General features: G+C 40.4%; 24 protein-coding genes. 20 read left to right on the forward strand and 4 right to left on the reverse strand.

Annotated features, from left to right (window positions below; all coding sequences use genetic code 11):
• Nucleotides 1-100 precede the first annotated feature (100 nt).
• Nucleotides 101-856 carry a hypothetical protein gene (locus BUA60_RS10300; protein WP_072861707.1) on the reverse strand — a complete coding sequence of 252 codons (756 nt, stop codon included), beginning with the start codon at nt 854-856 and terminating at the stop codon, nt 101-103.
• 516 nt (nt 857-1,372) lie between these two features.
• On the opposite strand from BUA60_RS10300, the gene yiaK reads away from it, so the two are divergent.
• From yiaK to BUA60_RS10365, 13 genes are all read left to right on the forward strand, one after another.
• Nucleotides 1,373-2,380: a 3-dehydro-L-gulonate 2-dehydrogenase gene (yiaK, locus tag BUA60_RS10305; protein WP_072861708.1), complete on the forward strand. Its 1,008-nt coding sequence runs from the start codon at nt 1,373-1,375 to the stop codon at nt 2,378-2,380.
• Nucleotides 2,381-2,404: 24 nt separating this feature from the next.
• Nucleotides 2,405-3,112 carry a class I SAM-dependent methyltransferase gene (locus tag BUA60_RS10310; RefSeq protein WP_072861709.1) on the forward strand — a complete coding sequence of 236 codons (708 nt, stop codon included), beginning with the start codon at nt 2,405-2,407 and terminating at the stop codon, nt 3,110-3,112.
• Nucleotides 3,113-3,233: 121 nt separating this feature from the next.
• Entirely contained in the window at nt 3,234-4,337 is a 1,104-nt protein-coding gene (locus BUA60_RS10315; protein WP_072861710.1) for a hypothetical protein, read from the forward strand.
• Between the two features lie 161 nt (nt 4,338-4,498).
• Complete coding sequence (locus tag BUA60_RS10320) at nt 4,499-5,983, forward strand: pyridoxal phosphate-dependent decarboxylase family protein (RefSeq protein WP_072861711.1); 1,485 nt, start codon at nt 4,499-4,501, stop codon at nt 5,981-5,983.
• Nucleotides 5,984-6,037: 54 nt separating this feature from the next.
• Nucleotides 6,038-6,499: a hypothetical protein gene (locus BUA60_RS10325; protein ID WP_072861712.1), complete on the forward strand. Its 462-nt coding sequence runs from the start codon at nt 6,038-6,040 to the stop codon at nt 6,497-6,499.
• A gap of 10 nt (nt 6,500-6,509) precedes the next feature.
• On the forward strand, nt 6,510-6,875 hold the full coding sequence (locus BUA60_RS10330; protein ID WP_072861713.1) for a DUF2200 domain-containing protein: 366 nt from the start codon (nt 6,510-6,512) through the stop codon (nt 6,873-6,875).
• Nucleotides 6,876-7,370: 495 nt separating this feature from the next.
• Nucleotides 7,371-7,832 (forward strand): (2Fe-2S)-binding protein, encoded by a 462-nt coding sequence (locus BUA60_RS10335; RefSeq protein WP_072862052.1) that lies wholly within the window; start codon nt 7,371-7,373, stop codon nt 7,830-7,832.
• Nucleotide 7,833: 1 nt separating this feature from the next.
• A complete protein-coding gene (locus BUA60_RS10340; protein WP_218587921.1) occupies nt 7,834-10,098 on the forward strand; it encodes a xanthine dehydrogenase family protein molybdopterin-binding subunit in 2,265 nt (754 codons plus the stop codon).
• A gap of 546 nt (nt 10,099-10,644) precedes the next feature.
• The gene (locus BUA60_RS10345) at nt 10,645-11,214 is read left to right on the forward strand and encodes a Crp/Fnr family transcriptional regulator (RefSeq protein ID WP_072861715.1); all 570 of its coding nucleotides are present in this window, start codon (nt 10,645-10,647) and stop codon (nt 11,212-11,214) included.
• A 60-nt stretch (nt 11,215-11,274) separates the two neighbouring features.
• A complete protein-coding gene (locus tag BUA60_RS10350) occupies nt 11,275-12,279 on the forward strand; it encodes an NAD-dependent epimerase/dehydratase family protein (protein WP_072861716.1) in 1,005 nt (334 codons plus the stop codon).
• A 260-nt stretch (nt 12,280-12,539) separates the two neighbouring features.
• On the forward strand, nt 12,540-13,004 hold the full coding sequence (locus tag BUA60_RS10355) for a DUF4019 domain-containing protein (protein ID WP_143153170.1): 465 nt from the start codon (nt 12,540-12,542) through the stop codon (nt 13,002-13,004).
• A gap of 93 nt (nt 13,005-13,097) precedes the next feature.
• Nucleotides 13,098-13,427: a hypothetical protein gene (locus tag BUA60_RS10360; protein WP_072861717.1), complete on the forward strand. Its 330-nt coding sequence runs from the start codon at nt 13,098-13,100 to the stop codon at nt 13,425-13,427.
• Nucleotides 13,424-15,028 (forward strand): sulfatase family protein, encoded by a 1,605-nt coding sequence (locus BUA60_RS10365; RefSeq protein WP_084532559.1) that lies wholly within the window; start codon nt 13,424-13,426, stop codon nt 15,026-15,028. Before BUA60_RS10360 ends, BUA60_RS10365 begins: the two co-directional genes overlap by 4 nt.
• A gap of 400 nt (nt 15,029-15,428) precedes the next feature.
• On the opposite strand, the gene BUA60_RS10370 is transcribed toward BUA60_RS10365, so the two are convergent.
• Nucleotides 15,429-16,415 (reverse strand): lipid A deacylase LpxR family protein, encoded by a 987-nt coding sequence (locus BUA60_RS10370; RefSeq protein ID WP_143153171.1) that lies wholly within the window; start codon nt 16,413-16,415, stop codon nt 15,429-15,431.
• A 295-nt stretch (nt 16,416-16,710) separates the two neighbouring features.
• The gene (locus tag BUA60_RS10375; RefSeq protein WP_072861719.1) at nt 16,711-17,523 is read right to left on the reverse strand and encodes a nickel-binding protein; all 813 of its coding nucleotides are present in this window, start codon (nt 17,521-17,523) and stop codon (nt 16,711-16,713) included.
• A 561-nt stretch (nt 17,524-18,084) separates the two neighbouring features.
• Here BUA60_RS10375 and BUA60_RS10380 point away from each other — a divergent pair.
• Nucleotides 18,085-18,477, forward strand: a complete 393-nt coding sequence (locus BUA60_RS10380; protein ID WP_072861720.1) for a VOC family protein — start codon at nt 18,085-18,087, stop codon at nt 18,475-18,477.
• A 122-nt stretch (nt 18,478-18,599) separates the two neighbouring features.
• Here BUA60_RS10380 and BUA60_RS10385 read toward each other — a convergent pair whose 3' ends face one another.
• Nucleotides 18,600-20,129 carry a Gfo/Idh/MocA family protein gene (locus BUA60_RS10385; RefSeq protein ID WP_072861721.1) on the reverse strand — a complete coding sequence of 510 codons (1,530 nt, stop codon included), beginning with the start codon at nt 20,127-20,129 and terminating at the stop codon, nt 18,600-18,602.
• 159 nt (nt 20,130-20,288) lie between these two features.
• On the opposite strand from BUA60_RS10385, the gene BUA60_RS10390 reads away from it, so the two are divergent.
• The 6 genes from BUA60_RS10390 to BUA60_RS10415 all read left to right on the forward strand — a co-directional run bounded on the left by BUA60_RS10390 (nt 20,289) and on the right by BUA60_RS10415 (nt 25,990).
• The gene (locus BUA60_RS10390; protein ID WP_072861722.1) at nt 20,289-20,639 is read left to right on the forward strand and encodes a GIY-YIG nuclease family protein; all 351 of its coding nucleotides are present in this window, start codon (nt 20,289-20,291) and stop codon (nt 20,637-20,639) included.
• A 54-nt stretch (nt 20,640-20,693) separates the two neighbouring features.
• Nucleotides 20,694-21,482 (forward strand): polysaccharide deacetylase family protein, encoded by a 789-nt coding sequence (locus BUA60_RS10395; RefSeq protein WP_072861723.1) that lies wholly within the window; start codon nt 20,694-20,696, stop codon nt 21,480-21,482.
• Nucleotides 21,483-21,930: 448 nt separating this feature from the next.
• Nucleotides 21,931-22,788, forward strand: a complete 858-nt coding sequence (locus BUA60_RS10400) for a mechanosensitive ion channel family protein (protein ID WP_072861724.1) — start codon at nt 21,931-21,933, stop codon at nt 22,786-22,788.
• A gap of 60 nt (nt 22,789-22,848) precedes the next feature.
• Complete coding sequence (corA, locus tag BUA60_RS10405) at nt 22,849-23,913, forward strand: magnesium/cobalt transporter CorA (RefSeq protein ID WP_072861725.1); 1,065 nt, start codon at nt 22,849-22,851, stop codon at nt 23,911-23,913.
• Between the two features lie 53 nt (nt 23,914-23,966).
• Nucleotides 23,967-24,371: a DUF4174 domain-containing protein gene (locus BUA60_RS10410; protein ID WP_178346988.1), complete on the forward strand. Its 405-nt coding sequence runs from the start codon at nt 23,967-23,969 to the stop codon at nt 24,369-24,371.
• Nucleotides 24,372-24,478: 107 nt separating this feature from the next.
• Nucleotides 24,479-25,990, forward strand: a complete 1,512-nt coding sequence (locus BUA60_RS10415) for a hypothetical protein (RefSeq protein ID WP_072862055.1) — start codon at nt 24,479-24,481, stop codon at nt 25,988-25,990.
• Nucleotides 25,991-26,007: the final 17 nt, after the last annotated feature.

Here is a 26,007-nt window from a genome sequence, read left to right on the forward strand (position 1 = left end):
TCAAATAGCCTCAAAACAACAAATTTGTCCGGTAGCTTAAATATGTGTCACACTCTTTTAATGGTAAATATTGTGGTAATGCTTAATACTATACTTGATTTCAAAGGGTATTAATGGAATTAAATTGGTCTTGTGGATGTATTCCTTTGGCATCTTTCAAACTCTTTTTACCCTTTACTGTTATCTTTAAGGCTCCAAATTCAATATTAATATATAAGAATAGTGTATAAATAAATAACGCTATTCCGAACATTTCCATCGCCTCCTCAATAGTCATCAATATTATATATGCCCAATTTTCCTCACCTTGTAAATAATCAATCTTGGCAGTCACCATTTCTATTCCAACAGCTCCCATTAAAAAAATAGCTCCAGACAGTATAATGTAAAACCTTACTTTAGAGGGGAGATCCATAACAAACCTGAAATAAGTAATACCCAGAAATAAAATGAGAATGCCATAGGGTATTACCCAACCATAATATAAAAATCCAGTTGTTTTAAATGAATTTTGAACCATTCCCGATAAATGTTCATGTATCACACAAATTTCATCAAAACTTAAGAACATGAAGACTAGTCCCAACCCTATCCAAGATAAATGTTTATTTCCCATTTCCTTCTTTTTAAACCCAATAACCAGAAGTATTAAGGCTGAAATCATTAAGGCACATGCCGAATAAAATGTAGGAATAGCCATTTCATTATCCAAATAAAATAACTTGACAAAAAACCTTATTAATTTATTATCTATATATAATTGAAGACCTTTTCCAACTGTGCTTAATATTACAAAGGTTGTAATAATAATACTCAATAGTTTAAGAACATATTTCGGAGTTAATTTTTTCTTCATAAGTTTTAATCAATTAGATGCCATAAATTAATGGGAAACTCTTAAATCAGTTTGTTCGCTTCGGAAAACTTAACAAAGCCCGTCAACGAAAATGAGATCATGAATTTCCTGAGAAAATCATAACAATTTTAGTTTACAATAGGTTGCAAAAAATTCATCATGAATCAAATGTTAATTAAAAGTTAATCAAATGTAAAATAAATGTCAATAAAATAATAATACTTCTGATTAAGGGATAGATTTATTTGTTGAAATAATCTCTTTTAGTTCCAAATGAATACCTGATTACCAATTGATTATCCTATTGGAATTACGTAAATTGAGAATTCAAATATAAAAAGTAGTATTTTTAAAAAACTCAATCATAAATTTACCTGCTTAATTATTTCACTAATAAACCACTTTAGAAGATTTGGCGCATTTAAATGGAAGCAGTTCAGACATGAATTTGATTAAGTATAAATATTGACAACGGAGCCATTCATCAAAAGTTATTAATACCAAACGAATAAAACCATGCAAATTACCTCCCAACACATGCAGGATGTACTCTACAAACTGTTCCTAAAGTATAAGTTTCCCAAGGAAAAGGCCAACTTACTGGCCCAAACCTATACCGAGAGCACCTTGTCCGGTGTAAATTCCCATGGTATCAACAGGGTGCCCCTTTTTCTGGAATATGTTGAAAACGGCAGCGTTAAAATTATGGCCGAAGCAGAAAAAGTGGAATCTTTTGGCAGTATCGAACGGTGGGACGGCAATTATGGCCCGGGAATCATCAATGCTACCAAGTGTACCCAACGGGCCGTGGAACTGGCCAAAACACACGGCATGGGCCTAGTGGCCTTACGCAACACCAATCATTGGATGCGTGGGGGTACCTATGGAAAGTTGGCAGCGGATGCAGGTTGCATCTCCATCCTATTCACCAATACACAGCCCAATATGCCGCCTTGGGGCGGTAAAGACAGCCGGATTGGCAACAACCCGTTCATTGTATCCATTCCTAGGAAGGGAGGAAATGTAGTATTGGACATGGCCATTTCCCAGTTCGCCTTTGGAAAAATTAACGACTATAAACTTAGGGGCAAAAAACTACCCTTTCCAGGGGGGTGGGATGCCAATGACGAACTTTCCAACGATCCCGAGAAGATTACATTAAAGGAACGTGGTTTGCCCATTGGCTATTGGAAAGGTTCTGCCCTATCCATAATTTTGGATATGTTGGCCACCCTATTGTCCGCCGGGAATTCTACTTATAAAGTAGGGCAAAAAGATTTTGAAACGGGAATATCCCAAGTATACCTCTGCATTTACCAGGAGGTTTTTAAGGACAAGGAGCTGCAAGAAAAACTATTGAACGAAATTATTGATTATACCCATGACGTGGAACCCATGCAGGCCGGAGACAAAATTTATTATCCCGGGGAAAGAAGTGCCCTTACCCGCGAAGAAAATCTAAAGAACGGGATGCCAGTAAGCGATAGTGTTTGGGAAAAAATAATGGCACTGTACGAATCATAAGAAATTAAATAGACTTTGCAAGAAATGAAAAAATCTACCATAGCGGAGATCAGGGAACGGTTCGACAAGGATGTGGAGCGCTTTTCCAATTTGGACACTGGACAACTTACCACCATCGACGCAAAAATTTCTTTGGAACTCATTACCGAAGCGGCCAAAAGAATCGTACCCAATGCCCAGCAATTATTGGACATTGGATGTGGCGCAGGAAACTATTCCCTAAAAATGCTCTCCAAGCTTCCCAACTTGGAATGTACTTTGGTGGACCTTAGTGGACCCATGTTGGACAAGGCCTTGGAAAGAGTTTCTAACCAAACCACCAAAAAGGTGCATGTGGTAAAAGGAGATGTAAGAGAAGTTCACCTAAAGGAAAACCATTTTGATATAATTCTGGCAGGAGCCGTATTGCACCATCTTAGGGACGATCACGACTGGGAAACCACCTTTAAAAAAATATATGGCCTACTAAAACCGGGAGGATGTTTTATGATTTCGGACCTAATCACACAGGACAGCGAAATACTCAATGATTACACTTGGGAAAGATATGGGGACTATTTAGAGGATCTGGGGGGAAAGGACTACAGGAAAAAAGTGTTGGACTACGTGGACAAAGAGGATTCTCCCAGATCCATGAACTATCAGCTGGACCTTATGAAAAAGCTAGGCTTCAGCAAGGTGGAGATATTGCATAAGAATATGTGTTTTGGGGCTTTTGGGGGCATAAAATAGGTATTTCACCCATTATTGAACAAAATTCAGCAATTTTAGGTAGATCCACATTCTTATTGTGCCCTTTGAAGCAACAATATTTTAAAGGAAGTTGTAAATTAATTCTCAAAAAATTAAAGGTATGGCTACTAACCTAAAACTACGATATATTTACCTATACCTTATTTCCACGCTCGGATTTGTATCCTGTGGATCAACTACAACTAAAACCGTAGAGATTAAAGGAGTCTATGGGAATCCCAAACCCCTTTGGGAAAAAGGGTATAAACTTAATGAGCTTGGGGTAAATGCCATATTTGTCCACAGCGGGTCCATTAACGAGGACATGATTATCCGCGCAAGGGCCGAAGGCGCCATGGTATATGCCGAATTCGCCACCTTAAACGGTAAAGGTTACGTGGATACACATCCAGAGGCCTGGGCCATAAATGACAAGGGCACAAAAGTTGAGGCTGCCACCTGGTTTATGGGTGTCTGTCCTACCGAACCCGGATTTAGAAAATACCGCTTTGATCAGTTGCGCGACTTACTTCTAGAGTATGATCTGGATGGGGTTTGGATGGACTATGTACACTGGCACGCCCAATTTGAAGACCCCGAACCCATTTTACCGGAAACTTGCTTTTGCAAACAATGTCTAAATAGCTTTTCAAAAGATTACAATATACGTTTGCCAGATGCCACTACCACAGAAAAGGCTGAATATATCCTTACCAACCATGAACCAGCTTGGCGCAAATGGCGCTGCGAGGTTATTTACGATTGGACTACCAACATTAAAAGCATTATGGCCGAAATTAAACCCAACGCCCTTCTTGGTCTTTATCATTGTCCTTGGGACGATGACGAATTTAACGGTGCTAGGGAACGTATTTTGGGTTTGGATTACGATCTTCTAAAGAAAACGGTGGATGTTTTTTCACCTATGGTCTACCATCAAAGAATGGGGAGAGAACCCAATTGGGTGGAAGATAACATTGTATGGTTTGGCAAAAAGATAGATGCAGAACTTGGTGCTTACCCCAAAATATGGCCCATTGTCCAGGCCTACAATGAACCTGGCATAGTTACCAAGGAAGCCTTTGAAACGGTATTACGTGGTGGTTTAGCTGGGAAGTCGACCGGAGTTATGATGTTTACCACCAATGCCATGGCAGAGGATGTAGGTAAAACGGAAGTGATGAAGAAGGTGTATAAGGAATTATTGGAAAGTCATGGTGAATAACCATGAGGAGGCTAAATGTTAATAGGTATTTTTTATTGCTAATAATTACCTGTACCCACTTCCATTCAAATTTCCTCTAGCTTTTTATGCTTGGACAAAGCCATGTCTTTTTAATTTTATGAACCAATTGTATTAACGAACATCCAAAAAAAAGTAATACTATGGCCAAAAGTAGGAGATCAACCATTGAAATGGATAAGAAGGAGTTTCGAAAAATTGGATATCAATTGATTGATGATATTTCCAATTTTATAGGGTCCATAGATCAGAAACCTGTTACACCTAATGAAGGTCCTAGTCAATTGCAGGACTTATTGGGAAATACATCCCTACCCGAAAATGGTAGGCCTGCGGCTGAATTAATTGCTAAAACAACAGATTTACTGTTCAACCATTCCTTGCTTAACGGACACCCTAAATTTTTGGGATATATTACTTCATCTGCAGCCCCAATTGGCGCCTTGGCCGATCTATTGGCATCATCCGTAAATCCGAATGTTGGAGCACAAATATTAAGTCCCATAGCTACTGAAATTGAAAAACAAACAATTAAATGGCTATGCGATTTTATAGGAGTCCCATCAGACTATGGCGGGATATTGGTCAGTGGCGGCAACATGGCAAATTTCACCGCATTTCTAGCGGCTAGAACAGCAAAAGCACCACAGAACATTAAGGAAGATGGGATTCAAAATACATCTAATAAATTAACGGTATACTGTTCCAAAACAACGCATACCTGGATTGAAAAAGCCGTAATTTTATTTGGGTTGGGCACAAAATCCGTTAGATGGATACCAACGGATGCTTCCAATAAAATGGAGACTAAGGCACTGGATAACACCATAAAAAAAGATTTGGAAAATGGTTATCTACCCCTAATGGTAGTGGGTACGGCCGGGGATGTAAGTACAGGGGTTGTTGATAATTTGAGCGACATATCAGCTATTTGCAAAACATATAATCTGTGGTTCCACATTGATGGTGCTTATGGCGCCCCTGCTGCAATAGTCCCTAAACTCAAACACCTGTTCACAGGAATTAAAGATGCAGATTCCATTGCCCTAGACCCCCATAAATGGCTGTACAGTCCACTGGAAGCTGGTTGTACCTTGGTGAAAAACCCTCAGCATTTAATTGACACCTTTAGTTCACATCCAGAATATTATAATTTTAGTAAAAGTGGTCAGGATAAGGCTCAAAACTTTTATGAGTACGGACTACAAAACTCACGAGGCTTTAGAGCTTTAAAAGTTTGGCTGGCATTGCAACAAGTAGGCAGAAGTGGTTATAAAAAACTGATCAGTGAAGATATTGAGCTTTCTGAGATGTTATATGACTTGGCCGACCAACATCCTGAATTGGAAGCGGTATCCCAGAATTTAAGCATTACCACTTTCAGATATGTCCCTTTAGAGAATATTGACCATAAGGAGTATCTTAATACCTTAAATGAGGCTATATTGAATGAATTACAAACAGGTGGCGAAGTATTTTTATCCAATGCCATTGTTAACGGCCAATATTCTTTGAGAGCTTGCATTGTGAATTTCAGGACATCCAAAAAGGACATAGAAGAAATTATTGAAATAATCATCGGAACCGGGAGAAAGGTGCATTTAAAAATATCCCAAGAAAGAGCATAATAAACCCGCCCAGAAATACATAGGCAAACAAGTTGCCATTTAAAATAAAGAATAATGAAGGTTAAAGCTATTGTATGCCAAGGCCATGGGGTTGCTTCCGGGAAGGCGAGGGACCCTCGTTATCCCCATGGCACCTTAAAGGCCCAATACAAATATTTTTTGCAAAAAGGCTTAGACCTAAGTCAATACTTTCTGGGGACCATCAATTTAGACATTGCTCCGTTTATTTTTAAAATAAAAAAACCGAAATATTTTCTAGAGAATGTAAATTGGTCCGAATACATTCCCCCAGAAAATTTTTACTTTTTCGATGTATTCCTTCAATTTAAGGAAACTACCTATGAGGGTTTAATTTATATGCCAGATCCTGCCACCAAAGCAGATCATTTTCAGAACCCGACCATATTGGAGCTTTTACTTCCTTGGATAGAAGGCTTAAAATATGGGGACATGGTAATGCTTGAAGTAAGTGATACGCAAATGGAATTACAAGTAAAACAATTGGATCAACAATAAAGTATAAGTAATGAAAACAACACCCGAACACAATGAGCGAGTTGCAAAAATGACCTTCTCGTCAGTATATCCACATTATGTAACAAAAGTGGAGAAGAAAGACAGAACGAAAGAGGAATTACACCAAGTGATAGAATGGCTTACTGGATTTGATGAAAATAAAATAAAAGAACTCATTAATGAGAAGGTAACCTTTGAAACATTCTTCCAAAGGGCAAAATTAAACCCCAATGCCCACCTCATTACCGGGGTAATCTGCGGCTATAGGATAGAGGAAATTGAAAATACCTTAACGCAACAAGTACGGTATTTGGACAAGCTGGTGGATGAGCTGGCAAAAGGAAGAAAGATGGAGAAGATTCTACGTGCCGGGTAGAGTTACAGCCTGTCACTTCGAGTGATTTTATGGAGAAAAACGAAATAAAATTGTATCGACAAGAAGACCAACTACACATATCCAGCTCTCAATACAAAATGGTTGCCATTTCACTCGAACTGACGATAGAATACCTGTATAAAGTCGCCAGAATTTGAGCCCTACCCTATTCCGATTGCGATTACGCCTGTATGCCGCCACGCAGGCTAAATCTCCGGTTAATACCCTGAAAATGGAAACCTGGAACCTTGATCTTTAAACTTTGAACCTTAAACCTTAAGCCCCGCCGTTCCATAAAAGGACAGCAAAAGCAAGATGCCTGTCTACCAAATATATTATACATTCCGATCTGAGCAATTGATTTATTTATTACCTTGATGCTTAATATGGGGCAAAACTATTCTAAATCAACCTTTTAGAACCAAACAAAAGGCTTTAAAAGCCTATCCAATTGCATGTCGCCATATGGTTATTAAACATATAATGATATTGCCCATGGAAAAATTTACCTTAAACATCAATGACCAAAAGGTATCAATTGAATGCGCTCCCGACACCCCATTATTATGGGCGCTTCGTGATCAATTGGGGCTGACCGGAACCAAATACGGTTGTGGAATAGCCGTATGTGGATCTTGTACGGTCCATTTGGACGGTACGGCAGTTAGGTCCTGCAGTCTACCAATTTCCGCTATCAACGATAAAGCTATTACCACCATTGAAGGGGTCGGAAAAGATGGACTTCACCCTGTACAAAAAGCATGGATTGCTGAGAACGTTCCCCAATGTGGATTTTGCCAAAGTGGCCAAATCATGTCGGCCATTGCATTATTGGAACAAAACGGAAATCCTTCGGACGCAGACATAGAACAAGCTATGTCCGGCAATATTTGTCGCTGTGGAACCTATATCCGAATTAGAAGTGCCATTAAGAACGCTGCTAAAAACAATGTGTAATATGAAACCTAACCCTTCCAATAATAAACTGTTTAAAGTTAGTAGAAGAGATTTTGTGAAAATTGGGGCCTTGGGCAGCACTGGTTTGATCCTTGGCGTTCCTTTGGGGTGCAAGCAAGATAAGAATGCCTTTTTAACCGGTCGGGAAGACGCTGTCTTTGCTCCTAACGTATATATCACGATTTTGGGAACCGGGGAGGTGCAACTCATTGCCCACCGCTCGGAAATGGGCACTGGTATTAGAACAAGCCTACCCTTGGTCATGGCCGATGAAATGGAAGCCGATTGGACCAAAGTAAAAATAATACAGGCTGTTGGAGATGTAAAATATGGAGATCAAAATACGGACGGCTCCTATAGCGTTAGAATGTTTTATCAACCTTTAAGGATAGCCGGCGCTACGGTGAAATTAATGTTGATGCAGGCAGCGGCCCAGGAATGGCAAGTAGATATTTCTGAATGTAGTGCCGTAAATCATGAAATAGTCCACAGTTCGGGAAAAAGTTTGGGCTACGGATATTTGGCCGAAAAAGCCGGTGCCTTGCCCATTCCAGAGGAAAATGAAATTACTTTAAAGGACTCCAAAGATTTTAAATTTATTTCCAAGGAAACGGTTATCTATGATCTAGAGGATATCGTAACAGGGAAGGCAGTCTATGGACTGGATGTACAGATTCCAGATCTCAAGGTCGCGGTCATAAAAAGAAATCCAGAGGCTGGGGCTGGAATAAAATCGTTCAACAGCGATATGGCCACTGCTATTGAAGGTGTCTCCAAAGTATATAAAATGGAGTCAACCGCATTTCCTATGGGCTATAATGCCCCGTTGGGGGGTATTGTAGTGGTGGCCAACAATACCTGGACAGCATTAAAGGCACTGGATACGGTGGAAGTGGTTTGGGATAAGGGCATAAATGCTTCCTATGACTCCAACGCCTTTATGCAACAAATGCAAATATCCGTACAGAAAGAAGGGCAGGTGAAAAGACAACAGGGTTCGGCAACCAAAGCTTTAAAAGAAGCTGCCAAAGTCATAGAGTCCGATTTTTTGGTACCACACTTGGCCCATTCCCCTATGGAAACCCCTTGTGCCGTTGCGCGTTACAATGCAGATGGAACCTGTGAAATATGGGCACCCGTACAGTCGCCACAATGGGTACGGCAGGCAGTCGCCGCTGCCTTGGGCATTGAGGAATCCGAAGTTACCATTAACGTTACCCTATTAGGAAGTGCCTTCGGCCGTAAATCCAAACCCGATTTTGTAGTGGAAGCTGCCTTGATCTCAAAAGAAATGAATACGCCCATAAAATTGTTATGGACCAGGGAAGACGATATTCAGCACGATTTTTACCATTCCAATTGCGCACAACATATAAAAGTTGGTATCGACAAAAACAATAAGGTCACTTCCTGGGTGCACCGTACGGCTTTTCCATCCATTTCAGGTACGGCCAGCGCCGATGCCAAAGGGCCTTCATCGGACGAATTGTGCATGGGAGTTTTGGACATGCCCTTCGAAATTGATAATATATCCTGTGAATCCTTGGATGCAAAAGCGCAGATAAGGATTGGGTGGCTGCGATCTGTCCACAATATCAACCATGCGTTTGCCATAGGTTCTATAGTAGATCAGGTGGCCAAGGCCAGAGAGATGGATCCCATAGACAACATGCTGGATCTATTGGGCAGCGATCGTAAAATCGATTTTGCGGCCCAAGTGGAAGGGTTCAACAATTATAACGTTACATTGGAAGAGTACCCATGTGATACCCATCGCCTTAAGCAAGTAATACAATTGGTAAAAGAAAAATCAGGTTGGGGCAAAAGCCTTCCTAAAGGCAAAGGAATGGGGTTTGCTGCCCATCGAAGCTTTCTTACTTATGTAGCCTGCGTAGTGGAAGTGGAGGTAGATGACAACAACAATATTAAAATACCAATGGTACACTTTGCCATAGATTGTGGAGTACCAGTCAATCCGGATAGAATAAGGGCGCAATTTGAGGGAGGTGCTGCCTTTGGTGCCAGTTTGGCCTTAAAAAGTGAGATAAATGTGAAAAATGGGGCCGTTATGGAGGAAAATTTCAACAACTATCTTGTGGCCCGGATGGAGGATGCCCCCATCAATACGGCGGTACATTTTGTAGAAAATGAGGAAAAACCCACAGGAGTTGGGGAACCCCCTGTTCCCCCGTTCATACCAGCACTTTGCAATGCTATTTTTATGGCGACCGGAAAAAGGATTACGAGATTGCCAATAAGGCTATAGGATAATAAATTGTCATAATTGATTGGAATCATGAACAATTGACCATAAGGTTCAATTAACTGGACTATCTGGACCGACTACCTTCTTTTGGTAATCGGCTTTTATCTCTAGTCTCGTTCTGGGTGCTAATTGGCTGTCGCCTGCTCGTCAATTCAAGCCTGCCTATCGGCAGACAGGCCCGTCACGACGTCACTTCGAGTGATTCTATGAAGAGCACCGAAATAAAATTGTATCGAGAAGTATACTAACTACACATAACCAGTTCTCGATACAAAATGGCTACTGCCATTTCACTCGAACTGACGATAGATAAGCTCACAATGGTGCCCGACTTTATGTCCTCCCCTACTTCAATTTCGACTACGCCTGCCTGACGGCGGAGATGCTCGAGCCAGCGATTAGTCAATTGAATTTCGATTATCGAGTAAAAGAATGTATAGTAGGGTTTACTAAACACAACGTACAAAGGGATTTACTATCTTAGATTTTTGAAAGCGATAGGATCAACATTCATCTTAAATTGTCCTATACCATTAGCAAACAACCATGGAGAATTTATTAGCCTATATAAAATCGAGAGTTTCTTTGACTCCAAACGATGTTGATTTACTTAAAAAGCACTTGGTTTATGAAGAAGTCCCTGCGCAGACCCATCTTTTAAAAGCTGGAAACGTAGAACGCTATATTTACTTCTTAAGTGATGGATTTGTAAAAGGCTATCAGAATATTGATGGGAAAATGGTGGTGCAGCATCTTGTAAGTGAGAACGATTTCTTTACTTCTTTGGAAAGTTTTATGACGGAAACTATTTCAATGGATTATTACGAAACCATTACAAAATGTAGCCTTATAAAAATTTCCAAACCCGATTTTGACCTTTTACAAAACGAAACCGATTTTTGGCAGACTGTAGTAAAAGAGGTTACCAATGAGCACCTAAATTGTAAATTGGAACGAGTCAGAGATTTTCAAATTTTAACGGCCAAAGAACGTTACTTAAAGTTTGTAGATCAATATCCAAAATTGGCCTTAAATGTTTCCATAGAAAATATCGCTTCTTTTTTAGGCATGGAACCACAATCCCTGAGCCGTATACGTAAACAAATCGCTTTCTAACAAATGTTATTTTCCAATCCTTGAAAACCATAGAAATTTGCTCAAACAAAAGATATAAGCATGAGCAACGAAATTTCATTGGTAACGGGTGGAAACGGACATTTAGGAAACAACTTAGTTAGACTCTTACTTTCCGAAAATATAAAGGTAAGGACCACCATAAGAAACATTAACGACCAAGAATCTTTTAAAGGTCTCAACTGTGAAGTTGTACAAGCGGATATTACCGATAGGGAATCCTTAAAAAAAGCATTTATAGGAGTCACGAACCTATATGCCGTAGCAGCAAATTTTAGTATGTGGGCCAAGAATCCCAAAACTGAAATTTATGATAATAATATGCAGGGAACTCAAAACGTATTTGATATTGCCAAAGAATGTAGCGTAAAGAATATTGTGTACGTAAGTTCCGTAGCCAGTCTGGATTTTACAAAATTACCTGCCAATGTAGATAACGGATACAACAAGGATAGAAGAAATTGGTACTATAATTCCAAAAATGACTCGGATAAATTGGCATTGGAATTGGGAGAAAAATATGGCATAAGAACCGTTTTGGTGCTACCTTCTGCCATGATTGGCCCGGAAGCACATAAATTAAGTTATTCCAATAAGCTTGTACTACAAGTATTAAATGGCGAAATACCTGTAGACACCAATATAACCTTGAATTGGGTGGATGTAAAAGATGTGGCCTTAGGCACATTTAACGCAATGAAAAAAGGTAGCAATGCCGAGCGTTATATTTTATCGAACGAGAAACATACCACATTACAAGAAAGTGTAAAAATAGCATCCGAATTATACCCTGAACTAAAATTAAGGATACCTAAAAAAGTACCCAAATGTCTATTGTACTCTGTTGCCGGTTTAATGGAGTTTAGTAGTAAAATTACCGGAAAGGAACCTATACTTCAAAGACATTACCTAGACATGTTTTATAACTTAAAACAAGATTACGATATTAGTAAATCAAGAAAAGAATTGGATTTCAACCCCAAATCGTCAAAAAAAGCTTTGGAAGATGCTTTAAGATATTTAAAAAACGATTGGAAAAAGAGGTAATGACCAATGCATAAAATATAGTGGGTGACCTCGCTAGTTGGCGCGAGCCTTCTGCTCGTGCCAAAACAAAATAAGACATGGCCTTAGCCAGTACAAGCTACTAACAACCACCATCCATACTTATAAATATTCCTGCCTTTTTCAAAACATAAAATTCACTACATTTAAGCTATTATATAACAACACTAGTGCGAAACTTGTGTCGTCACCGAGGACACCACTAGTCTTATACAAATAGACGACCAAACGATAATACCACTATGAAAAAATCTATGTACAAATACCTTCTATTTTTAGTGCTAACAGGGCTAATCTCCTGTAAATCCAATACGAAGAATGAGAAGGTTGATGATGCTAAAGCAGAGACCACGGTGTCCAAGGAACACAAAGAAGAGATAGTCAATGATGCCAAGGCATGGCTGGTTTTAATTTATGACAATGATTATTCCCAAAGTTGGGATAATGCGGCTTCCCTTTTTCAAAGAGCGGTTACAAAGGAACAATGGACGCAACAGTTAAGTGGTATTGTGCCTCCCCTGGGAGAAGTAATCAGCAGGGACGTAATTTCATCGGAATACCATACAACACTACCAGGAGCGCCTGATGGGGAGTATATCGTTATCCAATTTAAAACCTCCTTTGAAAATAAAAATGAAAGCATAGAGACCGTTACCCAGATGAAGGATGGTGACCAATGGAAGGTATCCGGGTATTTTATAAAATAAATCACAGCCAGATCCTTGTGCGACTCGAAATTAAAGCCAATTCTTCGTGTGATTCGTAAAAGTCCACCTTCACCATTAAATCCTATATAGAACATGAACGAAACAATTACTTTAAGGAATAGTCCAAAATTGGATATTAACCTTCAAAAAGATATGTTCGAAATTGTGGATCAGCTAACTCCAAAGAATAATGGCAGCTATGCCTATGGCAGTTTAAAGTCGGTCCAATTAAACAAAGGCTGGTTGCTTTCCCTGTTGAGTTATATTCCATTTTTTTGGACGGTCCCCTTTGAACCGGGATTTAGAAACAGAACTCATCTTAATATTAAATTGGCCGAAAAGACGCTAAGAATATGGTTACTAGGTTCGGATATGGACAAAGCGGCCAGTGTAAAGAAAGAATTGAACAGTAAAAAGGTATGATATTTCGGATAGCATTTTGTTTAACGGCAATATTGAACACGGGCTTGGGATTTAACGCTTATGCCCAGGACCGTCCCAATATTCTTTTTGCCATTAGTGATGACCAATCATTTTTCCACACTAGTTACCAAGGGTCCAACTTTGTCAATACGCCTGCCTTTGATAGGGTGGCCCGCGAGGGGGTATATTTTTCCAACGCTTATGCCGGTTCTCCGGGATGTGCGCCTTCCAGAAGCGCCATTATTACGGGCAGACACCATTGGCAAAATGAACAGGCAGGACAACATGCCTCCGCATGGTTAAAGAAGTATGTACCCTTTGTGGATTTGCTTAAGAAAAATGGATATGCAACCGGAAGAACCGGAAAAGGAGTTGGTCCTTTCCAATACGCCCGCACTGAAGAAGACTCGCTTTGGCGAAAAAATGATGCTGCCGGAGTTTCGCATAGCAACCTTAAATATGAAGAACATAATGATGAGCGATTTGCCAAGGGCATCAGCAAGACCAATTACTTTGGTAATTTCAGGTATTTTGTAGAGAACATTAAAAAGGACAAGCCATTTTTTTTCTGGTATGGCGGTGTTGAACCACATAGAACTTACGAAAAAGGTTCATGGAAAAATATGTCCAAAAAATTAGAGGATGTAGAGGTACCCGAATTTCTTCCCGATAATAAGGAAATACGGGGAGATTTATTGGATTATGCGGTTGAAATTGAGTGGTTTGATCTTCATCTTCAAAGAATGCTGGAATATATGGAGGAAATTGGGGAATTGGAAAACACCATTGTAATCGTCACTGCCGATAATGGTATGCCTTTTCCCCGTGCAAAAGCCAACAGTTATGAATATGGAGTACATGTGCCTTTTGCAGTTCGTTATCCAAAGAAATTTCCAGGAAATAGGGTTGTGGAAGATCCCATTGGATTTATTGATTTGGCACCTACTATTCTAGAAATAACGAATACCTCTCCCAAAGGAATGCTCCCCATTACTGGAAAAAGCATCCTGAATCTGTTGCAGTCAAAGGAAAATGGAGTCTTGTCAAAAACGGAAAGAGCTGTATATTCCGGTAGGGAACGCCACTCCTCGTCCAGATATTTAAATTGGGGTTATCCCCAAAGGTCTGTTAGAAAAGGAGATTATCTTTTTATATGGAACATGAAACCCGAAAGGTGGCCAGCAGGTGCTCCTCAAAAGTTTGCAGAAAATGATAGCACGCAATTGCTTCCAATTCACGGACTGGACAAAAACAATACCTACATTAACGGCAGTGCCTATACCGATATTGATGATTGCCCAACAAAGACCTATTTAATAGAGCATCGAGAAGAAATAGAAATTATGCCCTATTTCGATTTAGCGGTTGAAAAACGTCCTGAATTTGAACTTTACAATGTGCAGCAAGATCCTTCTTGTTTAAAAAATTTATCGGGAACACCGTTATTTAAAAAGATGGAAAAAGCCCTGAAAACCGAATTCTTGAGCGAATTGAAAAAATCCAACGACCCACGAATTGTAGGTCCCGATCCCGAAATTTTTGATAGCTATAAGCGTTATTCCCCCATGAGAAAATTCCCTGAGCCCGTATCGGCAAATTGATTTTAATGGGTAAACATATCGGAAACTGGACCGCTTCGCTACAAGAGTTTAAATACTTGACTCTATTTTTGTCCCAGCTCTAGACTCTAGATTCTACGCTACTGTTTACTGCCAAATTACTACTCACCAACCAATACTTCGATTTCGACACCGCCTGTCAGCCGATAGGCAGGCTCAATCTCCGTAAAGACCTAGAACATTAAACTTTGAAATTTAAATAGATTCAGCCACTGCCTACTGAATACTGAATACTGGCCACTGACTCTTGGCTCAAGTCTCTAGACTCTAGGCTCCGTACTATTGGCTAATGGCTCTTGCCTATTGGCTCTAAATACTTACCGCCCACTGATTACTGCCTACTCAATACTCTACACTAACTTCTCAATACTCCCGACAGCCTTTAGAATCCCCTGGTATATGAAAGTATTACATACTGATGGGATCTGGCACCTTCAAACTCCGGAGAATTATATCGTACCCCTACCCAATAATCGTTTCGTCCATAGCGCCATTGAAAATCAAAACCGGCATATACTACTGTAGTATTGGAAGCAACCAATAACACGGAATCATCTCCCAAGGCATTGCCTTCCAACAGTCCATTATGACCTACCAAGCGATATCCCCCACGAAGGGCAAAGAAGATCTCACTGTCCGTAGATCCAATTTGGTTGTGCGCTATGCTAGCGGATAAGGGATTTCTCCTTCCAAAATAGGCCACCAACTCCGGATGTACATAGATATCCCTCGTACCAAAGGCAAATTGGGACTGTGTTGCAATGTGAATACTAAAGGGATTGGGTACCAATTGCCATTCGTAGAGGTATCTGGTGTACAGATTATAATGAACACTATTTTCCATTTCCCCCACCCAGGTAGGGGTTTCTGTCTTCATAACGGAATGATGGTACCATCTTTGCAAACTACCTGCTCCCGAAGCCTTACCTGCCAACCCTAAAAGAAAATTTGCCTCTATTAAACTGTTACGGCCCACATGGGACCATCCGGACCTAAGTGCCGAGAACCCTACATAGGCACGGTCCAATAGTTGGACGTCTTCAGTAATAAGATAGGATGGAGTTATAATTTCCTGACCAAGGGAAAAAGTTAACTGTTCGTTTTCGGAATTAAATAATCCCTTTTCCAGCCGGTGCCTATACGTTAAGAATAGTCCAGCGGTATAATACCGATCCGTGAGCAATATGAAATCATTATCGTGCCGTAGCCCAATCTGGTTCCGAATAGTAGCCCTTTCCCCTCCAACCTCCCCCTGCTGTGCTATGGAAAACACGGTCCCACCAAGGAAACATATCAACACTAGGAGAAAGTAAAATGGACCTTTGGAAAAATTAGGCCACATTGAAAGTGGTTTATTAACTAGGTTCAACTGAGTGGTTTTGGTTTTGCAATGAAAAAGTACAAATAATTCATCAGAATTGTAAGTACGTTTAAATTATGGGGAGGGAACTTCTTTGGACTACAAACATGATCTAAAAAGATTCTGGACTGCTGAGCTACCAGAACCTAGACTCTTGACTCTAGTTTGTCTTGGCTCCAGTTTCGAGACTTTTGGCAATTGGCTATTGTCTCCTGAATACTGACAATTGATTACTAGTCACTATTTACTAACTATTACCCCCTGATTACTGAATACTGACAACTGTTTACCGCCAACCAGCATCTCACCATTCTATAAGTTCCAGATCAACAGGTTCATCAAAGCCCTTTAGCATTTGCGGACCAAGCGACTTAAAGGAAATATCTTTTCCAATACAGAGGTCTTTTACCACCTTGGCGCTAATAATTTGTCCCGAATTTCCATAACTACAGATACGGGCCACGAGGTTCACTGTTGAACCAAATAGTGCATCCCCATCCTGGACTGGTTCTCCCGCCCCAATCCCAATCCTTGCCTGGAGCAGAATCCCATCCTCACGCGATTCATTGAATTTGGATAATTGGCGCTGTATTTCCACCGCACAGACCGAGGCCATATAGGCAGATCTAAAACTGGTCAGGAATCCATCCCCTGCCCTATCCACTTCTCGCCCCCCATGATCAACAAGGGCCTTTCTTACCACGTTCCTATAGGTATGAACTAAATCCAATGCCTTGGCATCTCCCAAAGCTTTGGTAATATCTGTTGAACTCACCATATCTATAAACATAATAGCCCTAAATGGACTCTCGGTCATGGGTTTGCCGTCTTCCTTTTCGGGGTCTATAACCCGGCCCAGAAATTGGGCTACTGCCGATCCATCCACTTCAATAATCTGGTTGGGTATAAGGCCGTGGGCTTCCTTGTGCATCCCGCGCACGGCAGCGGCAGAAGGGGCTTCTATAAGACAAAACGCCACACCCTTTTCTTCATCATGCCAATAGGTCAATGCCTTGCAATGATGCCTTGATTGGATTTTCATGTCTTCATGATGGGCTTTGGCCACCTCTTCAGGAGTGGCTCCTTCAATATAATGTCGATCCATGAATAGTGGCATAATTTCTCTGTTTTAGGATGGGGGAGGTAAAAATTGGTTAAAGCTGGGAACTAGTAAAGGTATAAGGACTCATTTTAGGCCATATAACCATGACCACCAGCCAAATAAAGATACCAAATTATTGGTTATAAAAATTACAAAAGGGCAAATCATTGGTTGTGATCGTTAAATTTGGTAGATAAGGGAATTAGCAACTAGACCGCTCCGCTACAAGAACCTAGAAGCAAGACTACTATTTGTCCTTACTCTGGACTCTAGACTCTTGGTTCCTAGCCCTGAACATCCCTGATTAGAGTTGACCGATCACTGCTACTGTTTTCTGATTACTGTTTACTGAAAACTGACTACTCTTTACTAACCATTGGCTCTTGCCTATTCACTTCAATCTGTCGATTAAAAATAATACCCCAAATCTAGCTCGGGTAAGAATGCTGGCTCAAATTTAAGAGTTTGGGCATTTTTTGATATATTAGTTAGACCAAGATTTATGAACCATGCCCCATGCATTTAGAACATCGTTAATAACCTTGGAAGTATTATCAAATATTAAATAATATAATTATGAAAAATGTAAACCCAGTGGTTTGGTTCGAAATTTATGTTGATGACTTAAAGCGGGCCAAAAAATTCTACGAAGCCGTATTTCAACTTGAGCTGAGTGAAATGCCCATGCCGCCTTCTGCCGAAGACAATATGAAAATGTTATTTTTCCCCTCCAATATGGAATCCAAGAACAGTGCCTCAGGAGCCTTGGTAAAAATGGATGGATTTAAGGCAGGCAACAATAGCACCATTGTATATTTTATGAGCGAGGACTGTAGTGTAGAGGAATCCAGGATTAAAGGTGCAGGTGGAAAAGTAATGAAGTCCAAAGTGTCCCTAGGAGAATATGGCGCCATGGTTCTTGCCACTGATACCGAAGGGAATATGATAGGAATACATTCCATGAAGTAGTATTCTTTACAAGGATACCATGGCAGGTCTCAAAAGTATATTTTAAACGAACTTGCCAGGTAAATGAACAATGCCCATTAAAAAAGGGAACCAGCTTCCACCCATTCCCTTTTCTATAAACATTAAAATTTACTTTCTATGCCTGGCATGTCCGGTAATTTCCAACCTTCCCGATACGTATGCTTAATTAATTCTGCGGCAAACTCACTAGCAGAATAGGGTTCTGTCCATTCTTTTTCAAATTTGGGACGACCGTCCTTCATTACAAAATTATCGCGGATTACGGTTTTAATGGTCTCGTCCTGTCCTATATTCGTAAACCTCATATTCTCTCCATCCCAGTTCAAAATTTTGTTTAAGGATTGCAACCTAACGGCTAACACTCCCATAACGACCATTTCGTTAAAGGGACCAGCTTCTGAAAAATCGGATGTACAAGGTTTGCGATTCTCCGGGCTTTCCTTACAGGCCCTAACCCAATCCATTTCATGTGCTCCTTTACCCCAACTGAGCCCCATCTCCTTCTCTACCCTGCGCTCCGTCTCAGCTACTTTGGGTAGTTCCCTACCCAGTATTTCCGGTTCCAATCCATAACATCCGGCATGTATAATTCCTTTGGTACCGTAGAAGAAAGTACCTCCGCCCGACTTGTTAGGGTTTTTGCCACTAGGCCAGTTGGCCGGTAGATCTGGCTTTATACCTCCGTCGTACCAGTTAACCTCTACTTCTGGCAGTTTAATCTTGCCTTTCCTGCCCCTTTCCGGGAAGGTCATTTGGACGGACTGTGCCGTTGGGGCACTGTCCCTTAAGAGTAGGGAGGAACTTCCCTGAACTTTGGTAGGATAGCCTAATTTTAGGGCTTCAAATACGGGATGCAGAATATGGCAGGCCATATCTCCCAAGGCACCTGTACCGTAATTCCACCATCCGCGCCAGTTCCATGGGTGGTACACCTGATTGTAGGGAATCAATTCTGCAGGCCCGGTAAATAAATCCCAGTCCAAGGTATCTGGAACCCATTGTCCTTGGGCCAGTGGATTCACTCCCTGTGGCCAGATAGGCCTATCCGTAAAGGATTCAACTTTGGTTATATCCCCAATGGCACCGCTCCAAATTAATTCGCAGGTTTGGGCCACTCCCTCTCCGGATGCCCCTTGATTTCCCATTTGGGTAGCCACCTTATACTTCTTGGCCAACTTGGTCAGTAACCTGGATTCATATACGGAATGTGTAAGCGGTTTTTGTACATAAACGTGTTTTCCACGTACCATGGCATCTGCTGCAACAATGGCGTGGGTATGATCGGCCGTGGCTACCAGAACAGCATCAAAGTCGTTGCCCATCTCGTCATACATCACCCTAAAATCCTTGTATTTCTTGGCTTTTGGAAAGTGATCAAAACAATTTTTTGCATATTTCCAATCCACGTCACACAATCCAACAATATTTTCGCTCTCTAAATTTCTTAGGTTGCCAAACCCCATACTTCCTACTCCTACCCCAACTATATTCAATTTATCACTGGGCGCTTTATGTCCCAATCCCGATATTACGTTGCTCGGGAGTATAGTAATTCCGGCTGCGGCAACGCCTGTTTTACTAATAAAAGATCTTCGAGTAAGTGGTAAGGGCTTGTTTGGTTCTTTTTTCATGGTTTTAGATTGTTTTTTTTGGATTCGCAATAGACTCTATTTGCACTTTATTCCCCTAAAATTCGGAAAAAATTTGGTAATTAGGGGACAACATGGATAATTTGCCTTTAAATTAATCTGAATTTTACTTAGTTTACATCCAAATATCTATATAAAAACATGTCCAAAACCCTCTACCGAGTCTATGTTGTGGAACTTTCCAAACGCGTTTTTACAGAGAACGCGAAGTTTAGGGCCGCCAATCCGCAATTTAACGGTGTACTGGAATGTCTATACGTAGGCATGACGTCCAAGACACCCAAAGAGCGATTTGAACAGCACAAGACCGGATATAGAAATATGAAGGGACATAAATTGTCGTCCGACATCGTGCAAAAATATGGTCTATACCTAAGGCCTAGTCTTTATAATCATATAGATCCCGTATTGACCAGAGCCGAAGCATTGGAAATAGAGGAAGGTCTGGCCTTGGAACTTAGGCGGGAGCGTTATGCTGTTTGGTATAATTGATTAGGTAGGGACACTGAATAAAAACCCCTAAATTTAGTCAAGACATATCCCTTAATGAAAAAATGTATCCCTTTCGTTTTTATTCTTTTTATAGTCACCATCGGCTATTCCCAAATCCTAAAAAAGGAAATACCGGACAAATTAGTGGTACTCACCTTTGATGATGCCCCTGCCAGTCAATATTCCGTAGTAGCCCCACTGCTAAAGGATTTCGGTTTTGGTGCTACCTTTTTTGTGTGCGAATTTCCTCCGAATCATAAAGATAGTACCCTCTATATGAATTGGCGCCAAATCAAGGCTTTGGACAAAATGGGTTTTGAAGTGGCCAATCATACCCACACCCATGCCAATGTAAGCAAACTCACACAATCCGAGTTTAATGCTGAGTTGGAATATATTGAAAACAAATGTGATTCCCTTGGGATCCAGAAACCCCAAAACTTTGCCTATCCCGGTTACGGACTAAATGCCAATGCCCTTGAATATTTACAAAAAAAGGAATACGCCTTCGCACGAGCCGGTGGCAACAGGGCGTACGACCCATTAACGGATCATCCCTTTCTTATACCCAGTTGGGCAACCAATGCGGATAACAAAAATGAAATTATTAGTGCTCTGGAAGAGGCCAAAAACGGAAAGATCGTGGTGATTACCCTGCACGGTGTGCCCGATGTGGAACATCCTTGGGTAAATACACCGCCAAAGTTGTTTAGGGAATATCTGCAGTATTTATCCGATCAGAATTTTAAAGTGGTTTCCCTTCGGGATTTACAGGCCTATATTGATGTGGATATAGCCAAGGGTAGCATTGTGCCCGATCTGGACAGCCCACTTAAAAATTAATAACGACCTCCTAAGTACTGGTTTTTAAGCCTTTTCATCTGCATGGTTACCTACAATAAATAACAGGGGAAATAAAAGGTATTAAACCTCAGGGCAAGCCTGTCTACCGACAAAGGCAGGCCCTGAAGCCAATAATAGGAATCGACCCTAGGGTCGAGGTATTGAACATAGATCCCGCCGAAAAAGGCGGGATTAGTTCAACTTGCAATTTTAAGTGCGTCTTACTGACTTCTCAAAATTGAGTTTCACTAATAAATATTATCGTTATTCAACAAGGTATAAATTGACATCATGAAATGTCGCAAAATTCTACCTTTGGTACTCGTTTTTCTGCGGATAGTTCAAGGGATTTCACTATATTTCAATAGAATAATAGCAACGCTCCTACCCTCCCCCTGCTCAAGCTATAACTTCTTGGCAAGGCATTTGGTGGCCCTAAAGCAATGAAATGGATACACTAAGTAAATTATTGGATTTTAATCTGATCAGTATTGGCGATTATAAAGTTAAAGTGTACAGCCTTGTCATTATACTTTTAATTTTACTGATCACCAAGGTGATAGTGCAGCTAATAAAAAAAGCCCTGTTTCGCCGTTATAAGGGGGTACATTTTGATACAGGAAATACCTATGCGCTGTATCAAATTATTAAATATGTAATATGGGTCATTGCCATTGGTTTTATACTGGAATCCGTAGGCATTAAGTTGACCTTATTTTTAGCCGGTTCGGCGGCGCTTTTGGTTGGGGTTGGATTGGGATTGCAGCAAACCTTCAACGACATAATTTCAGGCATAATTTTGCTTTCGGAGAAGTCGATCAAAATAAACGACATCCTGGAAATAGATGGGGATATTGTTGAAATCCAAGAAATTGGATTGCGAACCTCAAGGGGACTCAACAGGAACGACATATCCATCATCATCCCCAATTCCTTGATCACCACCAACAAGGTCATCAACTGGAGCCACCAGAAGAAAAAGACGCGTTTCAAGATCGGTGTTGGGGTGGCTTATGGGAGTGATGTTGATCTGGTGGTAAAAATATTGGAGGAAAGTGTATTGGAACATCCCGATTTTGAGGACGGTAAAACCATAGAGGGCCGCTTCGTAAACTTTGGCAATTCCTCCCTAGATTTTGAGGTGCTTTTTTTTAGCGAAAATGTATTTAGGATAGAGAAGGTGAAAAGTGATATCAGAAAGATCATCAACCGGAAATTCAGTGAAAACAAAATTGTTATACCCTTTCCCCAGATGGACCTGCATTTTAAGTCGGGCCATACTGAGATAATACCCAAAAACGAATAGCCAGGTTCAGGAACATGAACCAAAATAATCCAGAAACATGTGATCAACAAAAATTTAAACATGGCAAGATTCTTAAAGAAATCGAAGGAAGAAATAGGAACCGCACCGGATGAACTTATCTTCCGGGGAGATAAAAAAATAAATGAAGTACTACTTCGTATAATCGATTTTGATGCCAATAGCCTCGCTGAAGAAACCATTAAGACGGTAAAAGATGTTCTGAAGTATCAGGAAAAGAACACGGTTACCTGGTTTAACATAGATGGACTGCACAACACCGAAGTTATTGAAGGCATTGCAAAAGAGTTCAATTTTGACCGAATGGTTTTGGCCGATGTACTGAATACCCAGGCACGGCCCACGATCAAGGAGTATGACAATTGCATATTTATATCCATAAAGATGCTGCAACAAGCCCCCAATTCCGATACCATAAATGTTGAAAACCTGAGTTTGATACTCACCGAATCCATTCTTATTTCCTTTCAGGAAACCAAAGGGGATGTCTTTGAACCGGTCAGGGAACGGATCCGAAAACAGAAACGAAGAATTAGGAACGGGGGTACGGATTATCTGTTATTTGCCTTGCTGGATATTGTAATAGACAACTACATCTACATTATTGGGGTTCTGGGCGAAAAAATTGAAACCCTTGAAGAAAGCCTGCTACAAGAACCCAAGCAGGAGATTATAGGGGAAATCAACTCCTACAAACGGGAATTGAATTTCTTGAGAAAGAATATTAAACCTGCCAAGGAAGTGATTTTGAGCCTTGCCAAAATGGAATCGGATTATATTACGGAAAGTACCGAAATGCATTTTAAGGAACTACAGGACAACATAAATCACGCTAGCGATTCTTCGGATAGCTATAGGGAAATACTGTCCGACCAATTAAATATTTATCACACCACTATAAGCAGCAAGCTGAACGACATCATGAAATTCCTGACCGTGTTTTCGGTAATTTTTATACCGCTCACCTTTATTGCTGGTATTTACGGGACCAATTTTGATGTTGTTCCGGAACTACATTATAAATACAGTTATTTTATCATGTGGGGGGTAATCATTGTTATTGCCATTGGAATGTTGATCTATTTTAGAAAGAAGAAATGGTTGTAAAAACTCTAAATAGCATAATACGTACCAGCCTTCTTCTAATAGGAGTTTTGATTATGAATTATACCTATGCACAGGATCTAAAAAAACACCAATGGGAAAATCGAGTTGTTATAATCGCGTCCCAGAATGAGGATTCCAGAACATATCAAGAACAAATTACCAAATTCAATAGTCTTCCCAAGGAATTCAAGGAAAGAAAAATTATAGTCTATCAGGTTTTGCCGGATAGGTATAAATTGACGGATTACCAGATTAAAGGAAAAGATATCGAATCGATTAGTTCTCCTGCTCTTTTTGATAAATTTGTAAACAATAAGGAGCACTTTAAGGTGATTTTGATAGGCTTGGACGGGGGCATAAAACTAGAAAAGACTAAAGTACTTTCAACAACGGAACTTTTTGCAGCCATTGACGTTATGCCGATGAGAAGAGCCGAAATGAAAAACAAAAACAGGTAAATCAATGTTAGGAGCACTGCTATTGAAATGGCAAATCCGTAATTGTTTATTTTTAAAAAATATGGATCCTAAACCATCAAGCTGATCCAATGAATAAAATCCACACCATGGAAATAACCAAAACTTCCACATACTACCTTTTATTGCTTTTAACGGTTATGCTCGGCAGTTGTAAAAAAGAAACCGAGAAAAAACCGACCCAAATTAATACTGGAGAGTTGTTATTCAATTCTTCCAACAAGGAATTGGACAAGGCTTTCAGCTGGGCTAAGAACAAAGCCCTGTCCTACGCCCATGACAATGATGACCCGGTTGGGTACTGGTATGAGGCTGCATTACCTGACCGTGAAGCGTTTTGCATGAGGGATGTTTCCCATCAAGCGATAGGTGCGGAAATATTGGGATTGGGGAAACATAATTTAAATATGTTCCTGAAATTCGCCCAAAACATTAGTGAAGAAAAGGATTACTGTAGCTATTGGGAAATCAATAGATATGATAAACCTGCTCCGGTAGACTACGAAAATGACAAGGATTTTTGGTACAACCTGCCCGCCAACTTTGATGTAACCTATAACGCCTTCCGACTTTATAAATGGACAGGAAACAAGGAGTACCTTGATAATCCTGATCTCATTAATTTCTATGAACTTAGTCTTAATGAATACGTAGACCGATGGGAATTGGGTTGGGACAAGATCTTAAACCGAAGTCGCTCCCTACATGCACCAGAGAATCCTGAAAAAAGCAGGTTTGGAAACAAGCGGGGCATTCCTACATACAACGAAGGTGGCCGGGGAGAAACTTTGTTGGGAATAGATATGTCCGCCTCCATTGTAGCCGCATATAAGTCCTACTCCGAGATGTTAAAGCTTAGGAATGATTTGCCCCAGTCCGAAAAATATGCCGAAAAGGCCCGTCAAGAGCAGGAATTCCTAGATCGGTATTGGTGGGATCCCGAAAGGAAAGAATACCGCTCTATACTTTATGATGACGGTAACTTCGATTATTTTATGGTAGGTGAAGATCAGGCTTTTCTACATTATCTCTTTTATTTTGATGCCATCCAGGACGATTCCAAAATATTGGATCTGGTTGGGAAATACGAAACCCATTTCGGTAAATTAATTGTGGAATTAAAGTCTTATTTGCCCATCATATTCTATGAAAACAACAAAGCTGCGCTGGCCAACAAGATGATCATTAATTTGTGCAGTCCCTTAAACCCTAGAAGGGCCTATCCAGAGAATTCCTATACCGTAATTGAGCATATCACCAGAGGTTTAATGGGCATTGACGCGGATGCTGCCACCAATGGATTTATAAGCCTTTCCCGACTCGATAAAAAAAATGATTGGGCAGAAATTATGAACGTTCCCTTACTCTCCAATAAAATTAGCGTAAAACATTATGGAAAAACCAAAACAACGGCCCATAATGTTAATGGCGGTACCATAAAATGGATTGCCAAAATACCGGGTGTCCATGAATTTTTATTTGTAAACGGGGAAAAAACAAACTGTACCACAGAGAAAAATGTACCACAGCCATATTCCTATCTTACCATAGACCTCAAAAAAGACGAAACGGCCACGGTATCCACAACGCCAGAATCCTAATAGAAAATAGAACTGCT

Origin of the sequence: Arenibacter palladensis (genome assembly GCF_900129275.1) — a bacterium.
GTDB classification, from domain to species: domain Bacteria; phylum Bacteroidota; class Bacteroidia; order Flavobacteriales; family Flavobacteriaceae; genus Arenibacter; species Arenibacter palladensis.

Excerpts from the sequence above, each read along its gene's own strand:
- BUA60_RS10300 (WP_072861707.1), bottom strand. The coding sequence starts at position 856 with ATGAAGAAAAAATTAACTCCGAAATATGTTCTTAAACTATTGAGTATT.
- yiaK (WP_072861708.1), top strand. The coding sequence starts at position 1,373 with ATGCAAATTACCTCCCAACACATGCAGGATGTACTCTACAAACTGTTC.
- BUA60_RS10310 (WP_072861709.1), top strand. The coding sequence starts at position 2,405 with ATGAAAAAATCTACCATAGCGGAGATCAGGGAACGGTTCGACAAGGAT.
- BUA60_RS10315 (WP_072861710.1), top strand. The coding sequence starts at position 3,234 with ATGGCTACTAACCTAAAACTACGATATATTTACCTATACCTTATTTCC.
- BUA60_RS10320 (WP_072861711.1), top strand. The coding sequence starts at position 4,499 with ATGGCCAAAAGTAGGAGATCAACCATTGAAATGGATAAGAAGGAGTTT.
- BUA60_RS10325 (WP_072861712.1), top strand. The coding sequence starts at position 6,038 with ATGAAGGTTAAAGCTATTGTATGCCAAGGCCATGGGGTTGCTTCCGGG.
- BUA60_RS10330 (WP_072861713.1), top strand. The coding sequence starts at position 6,510 with ATGAAAACAACACCCGAACACAATGAGCGAGTTGCAAAAATGACCTTC.
- BUA60_RS10335 (WP_072862052.1), top strand. The coding sequence starts at position 7,371 with ATGGAAAAATTTACCTTAAACATCAATGACCAAAAGGTATCAATTGAA.
- BUA60_RS10340 (WP_218587921.1), top strand. The coding sequence starts at position 7,834 with ATGAAACCTAACCCTTCCAATAATAAACTGTTTAAAGTTAGTAGAAGA.
- BUA60_RS10345 (WP_072861715.1), top strand. The coding sequence starts at position 10,645 with ATGGAGAATTTATTAGCCTATATAAAATCGAGAGTTTCTTTGACTCCA.
- BUA60_RS10350 (WP_072861716.1), top strand. The coding sequence starts at position 11,275 with ATGAGCAACGAAATTTCATTGGTAACGGGTGGAAACGGACATTTAGGA.
- BUA60_RS10355 (WP_143153170.1), top strand. The coding sequence starts at position 12,540 with ATGAAAAAATCTATGTACAAATACCTTCTATTTTTAGTGCTAACAGGG.
- BUA60_RS10360 (WP_072861717.1), top strand. The coding sequence starts at position 13,098 with ATGAACGAAACAATTACTTTAAGGAATAGTCCAAAATTGGATATTAAC.
- BUA60_RS10365 (WP_084532559.1), top strand. The coding sequence starts at position 13,424 with ATGATATTTCGGATAGCATTTTGTTTAACGGCAATATTGAACACGGGC.
- BUA60_RS10375 (WP_072861719.1), bottom strand. The coding sequence starts at position 17,523 with ATGCCACTATTCATGGATCGACATTATATTGAAGGAGCCACTCCTGAA.
- BUA60_RS10380 (WP_072861720.1), top strand. The coding sequence starts at position 18,085 with ATGAAAAATGTAAACCCAGTGGTTTGGTTCGAAATTTATGTTGATGAC.
- BUA60_RS10385 (WP_072861721.1), bottom strand. The coding sequence starts at position 20,129 with ATGAAAAAAGAACCAAACAAGCCCTTACCACTTACTCGAAGATCTTTT.
- BUA60_RS10390 (WP_072861722.1), top strand. The coding sequence starts at position 20,289 with ATGTCCAAAACCCTCTACCGAGTCTATGTTGTGGAACTTTCCAAACGC.
- BUA60_RS10395 (WP_072861723.1), top strand. The coding sequence starts at position 20,694 with ATGAAAAAATGTATCCCTTTCGTTTTTATTCTTTTTATAGTCACCATC.
- BUA60_RS10400 (WP_072861724.1), top strand. The coding sequence starts at position 21,931 with ATGGATACACTAAGTAAATTATTGGATTTTAATCTGATCAGTATTGGC.
- corA (WP_072861725.1), top strand. The coding sequence starts at position 22,849 with ATGGCAAGATTCTTAAAGAAATCGAAGGAAGAAATAGGAACCGCACCG.
- BUA60_RS10410 (WP_178346988.1), top strand. The coding sequence starts at position 23,967 with ATGAATTATACCTATGCACAGGATCTAAAAAAACACCAATGGGAAAAT.
- BUA60_RS10415 (WP_072862055.1), top strand. The coding sequence starts at position 24,479 with ATGGAAATAACCAAAACTTCCACATACTACCTTTTATTGCTTTTAACG.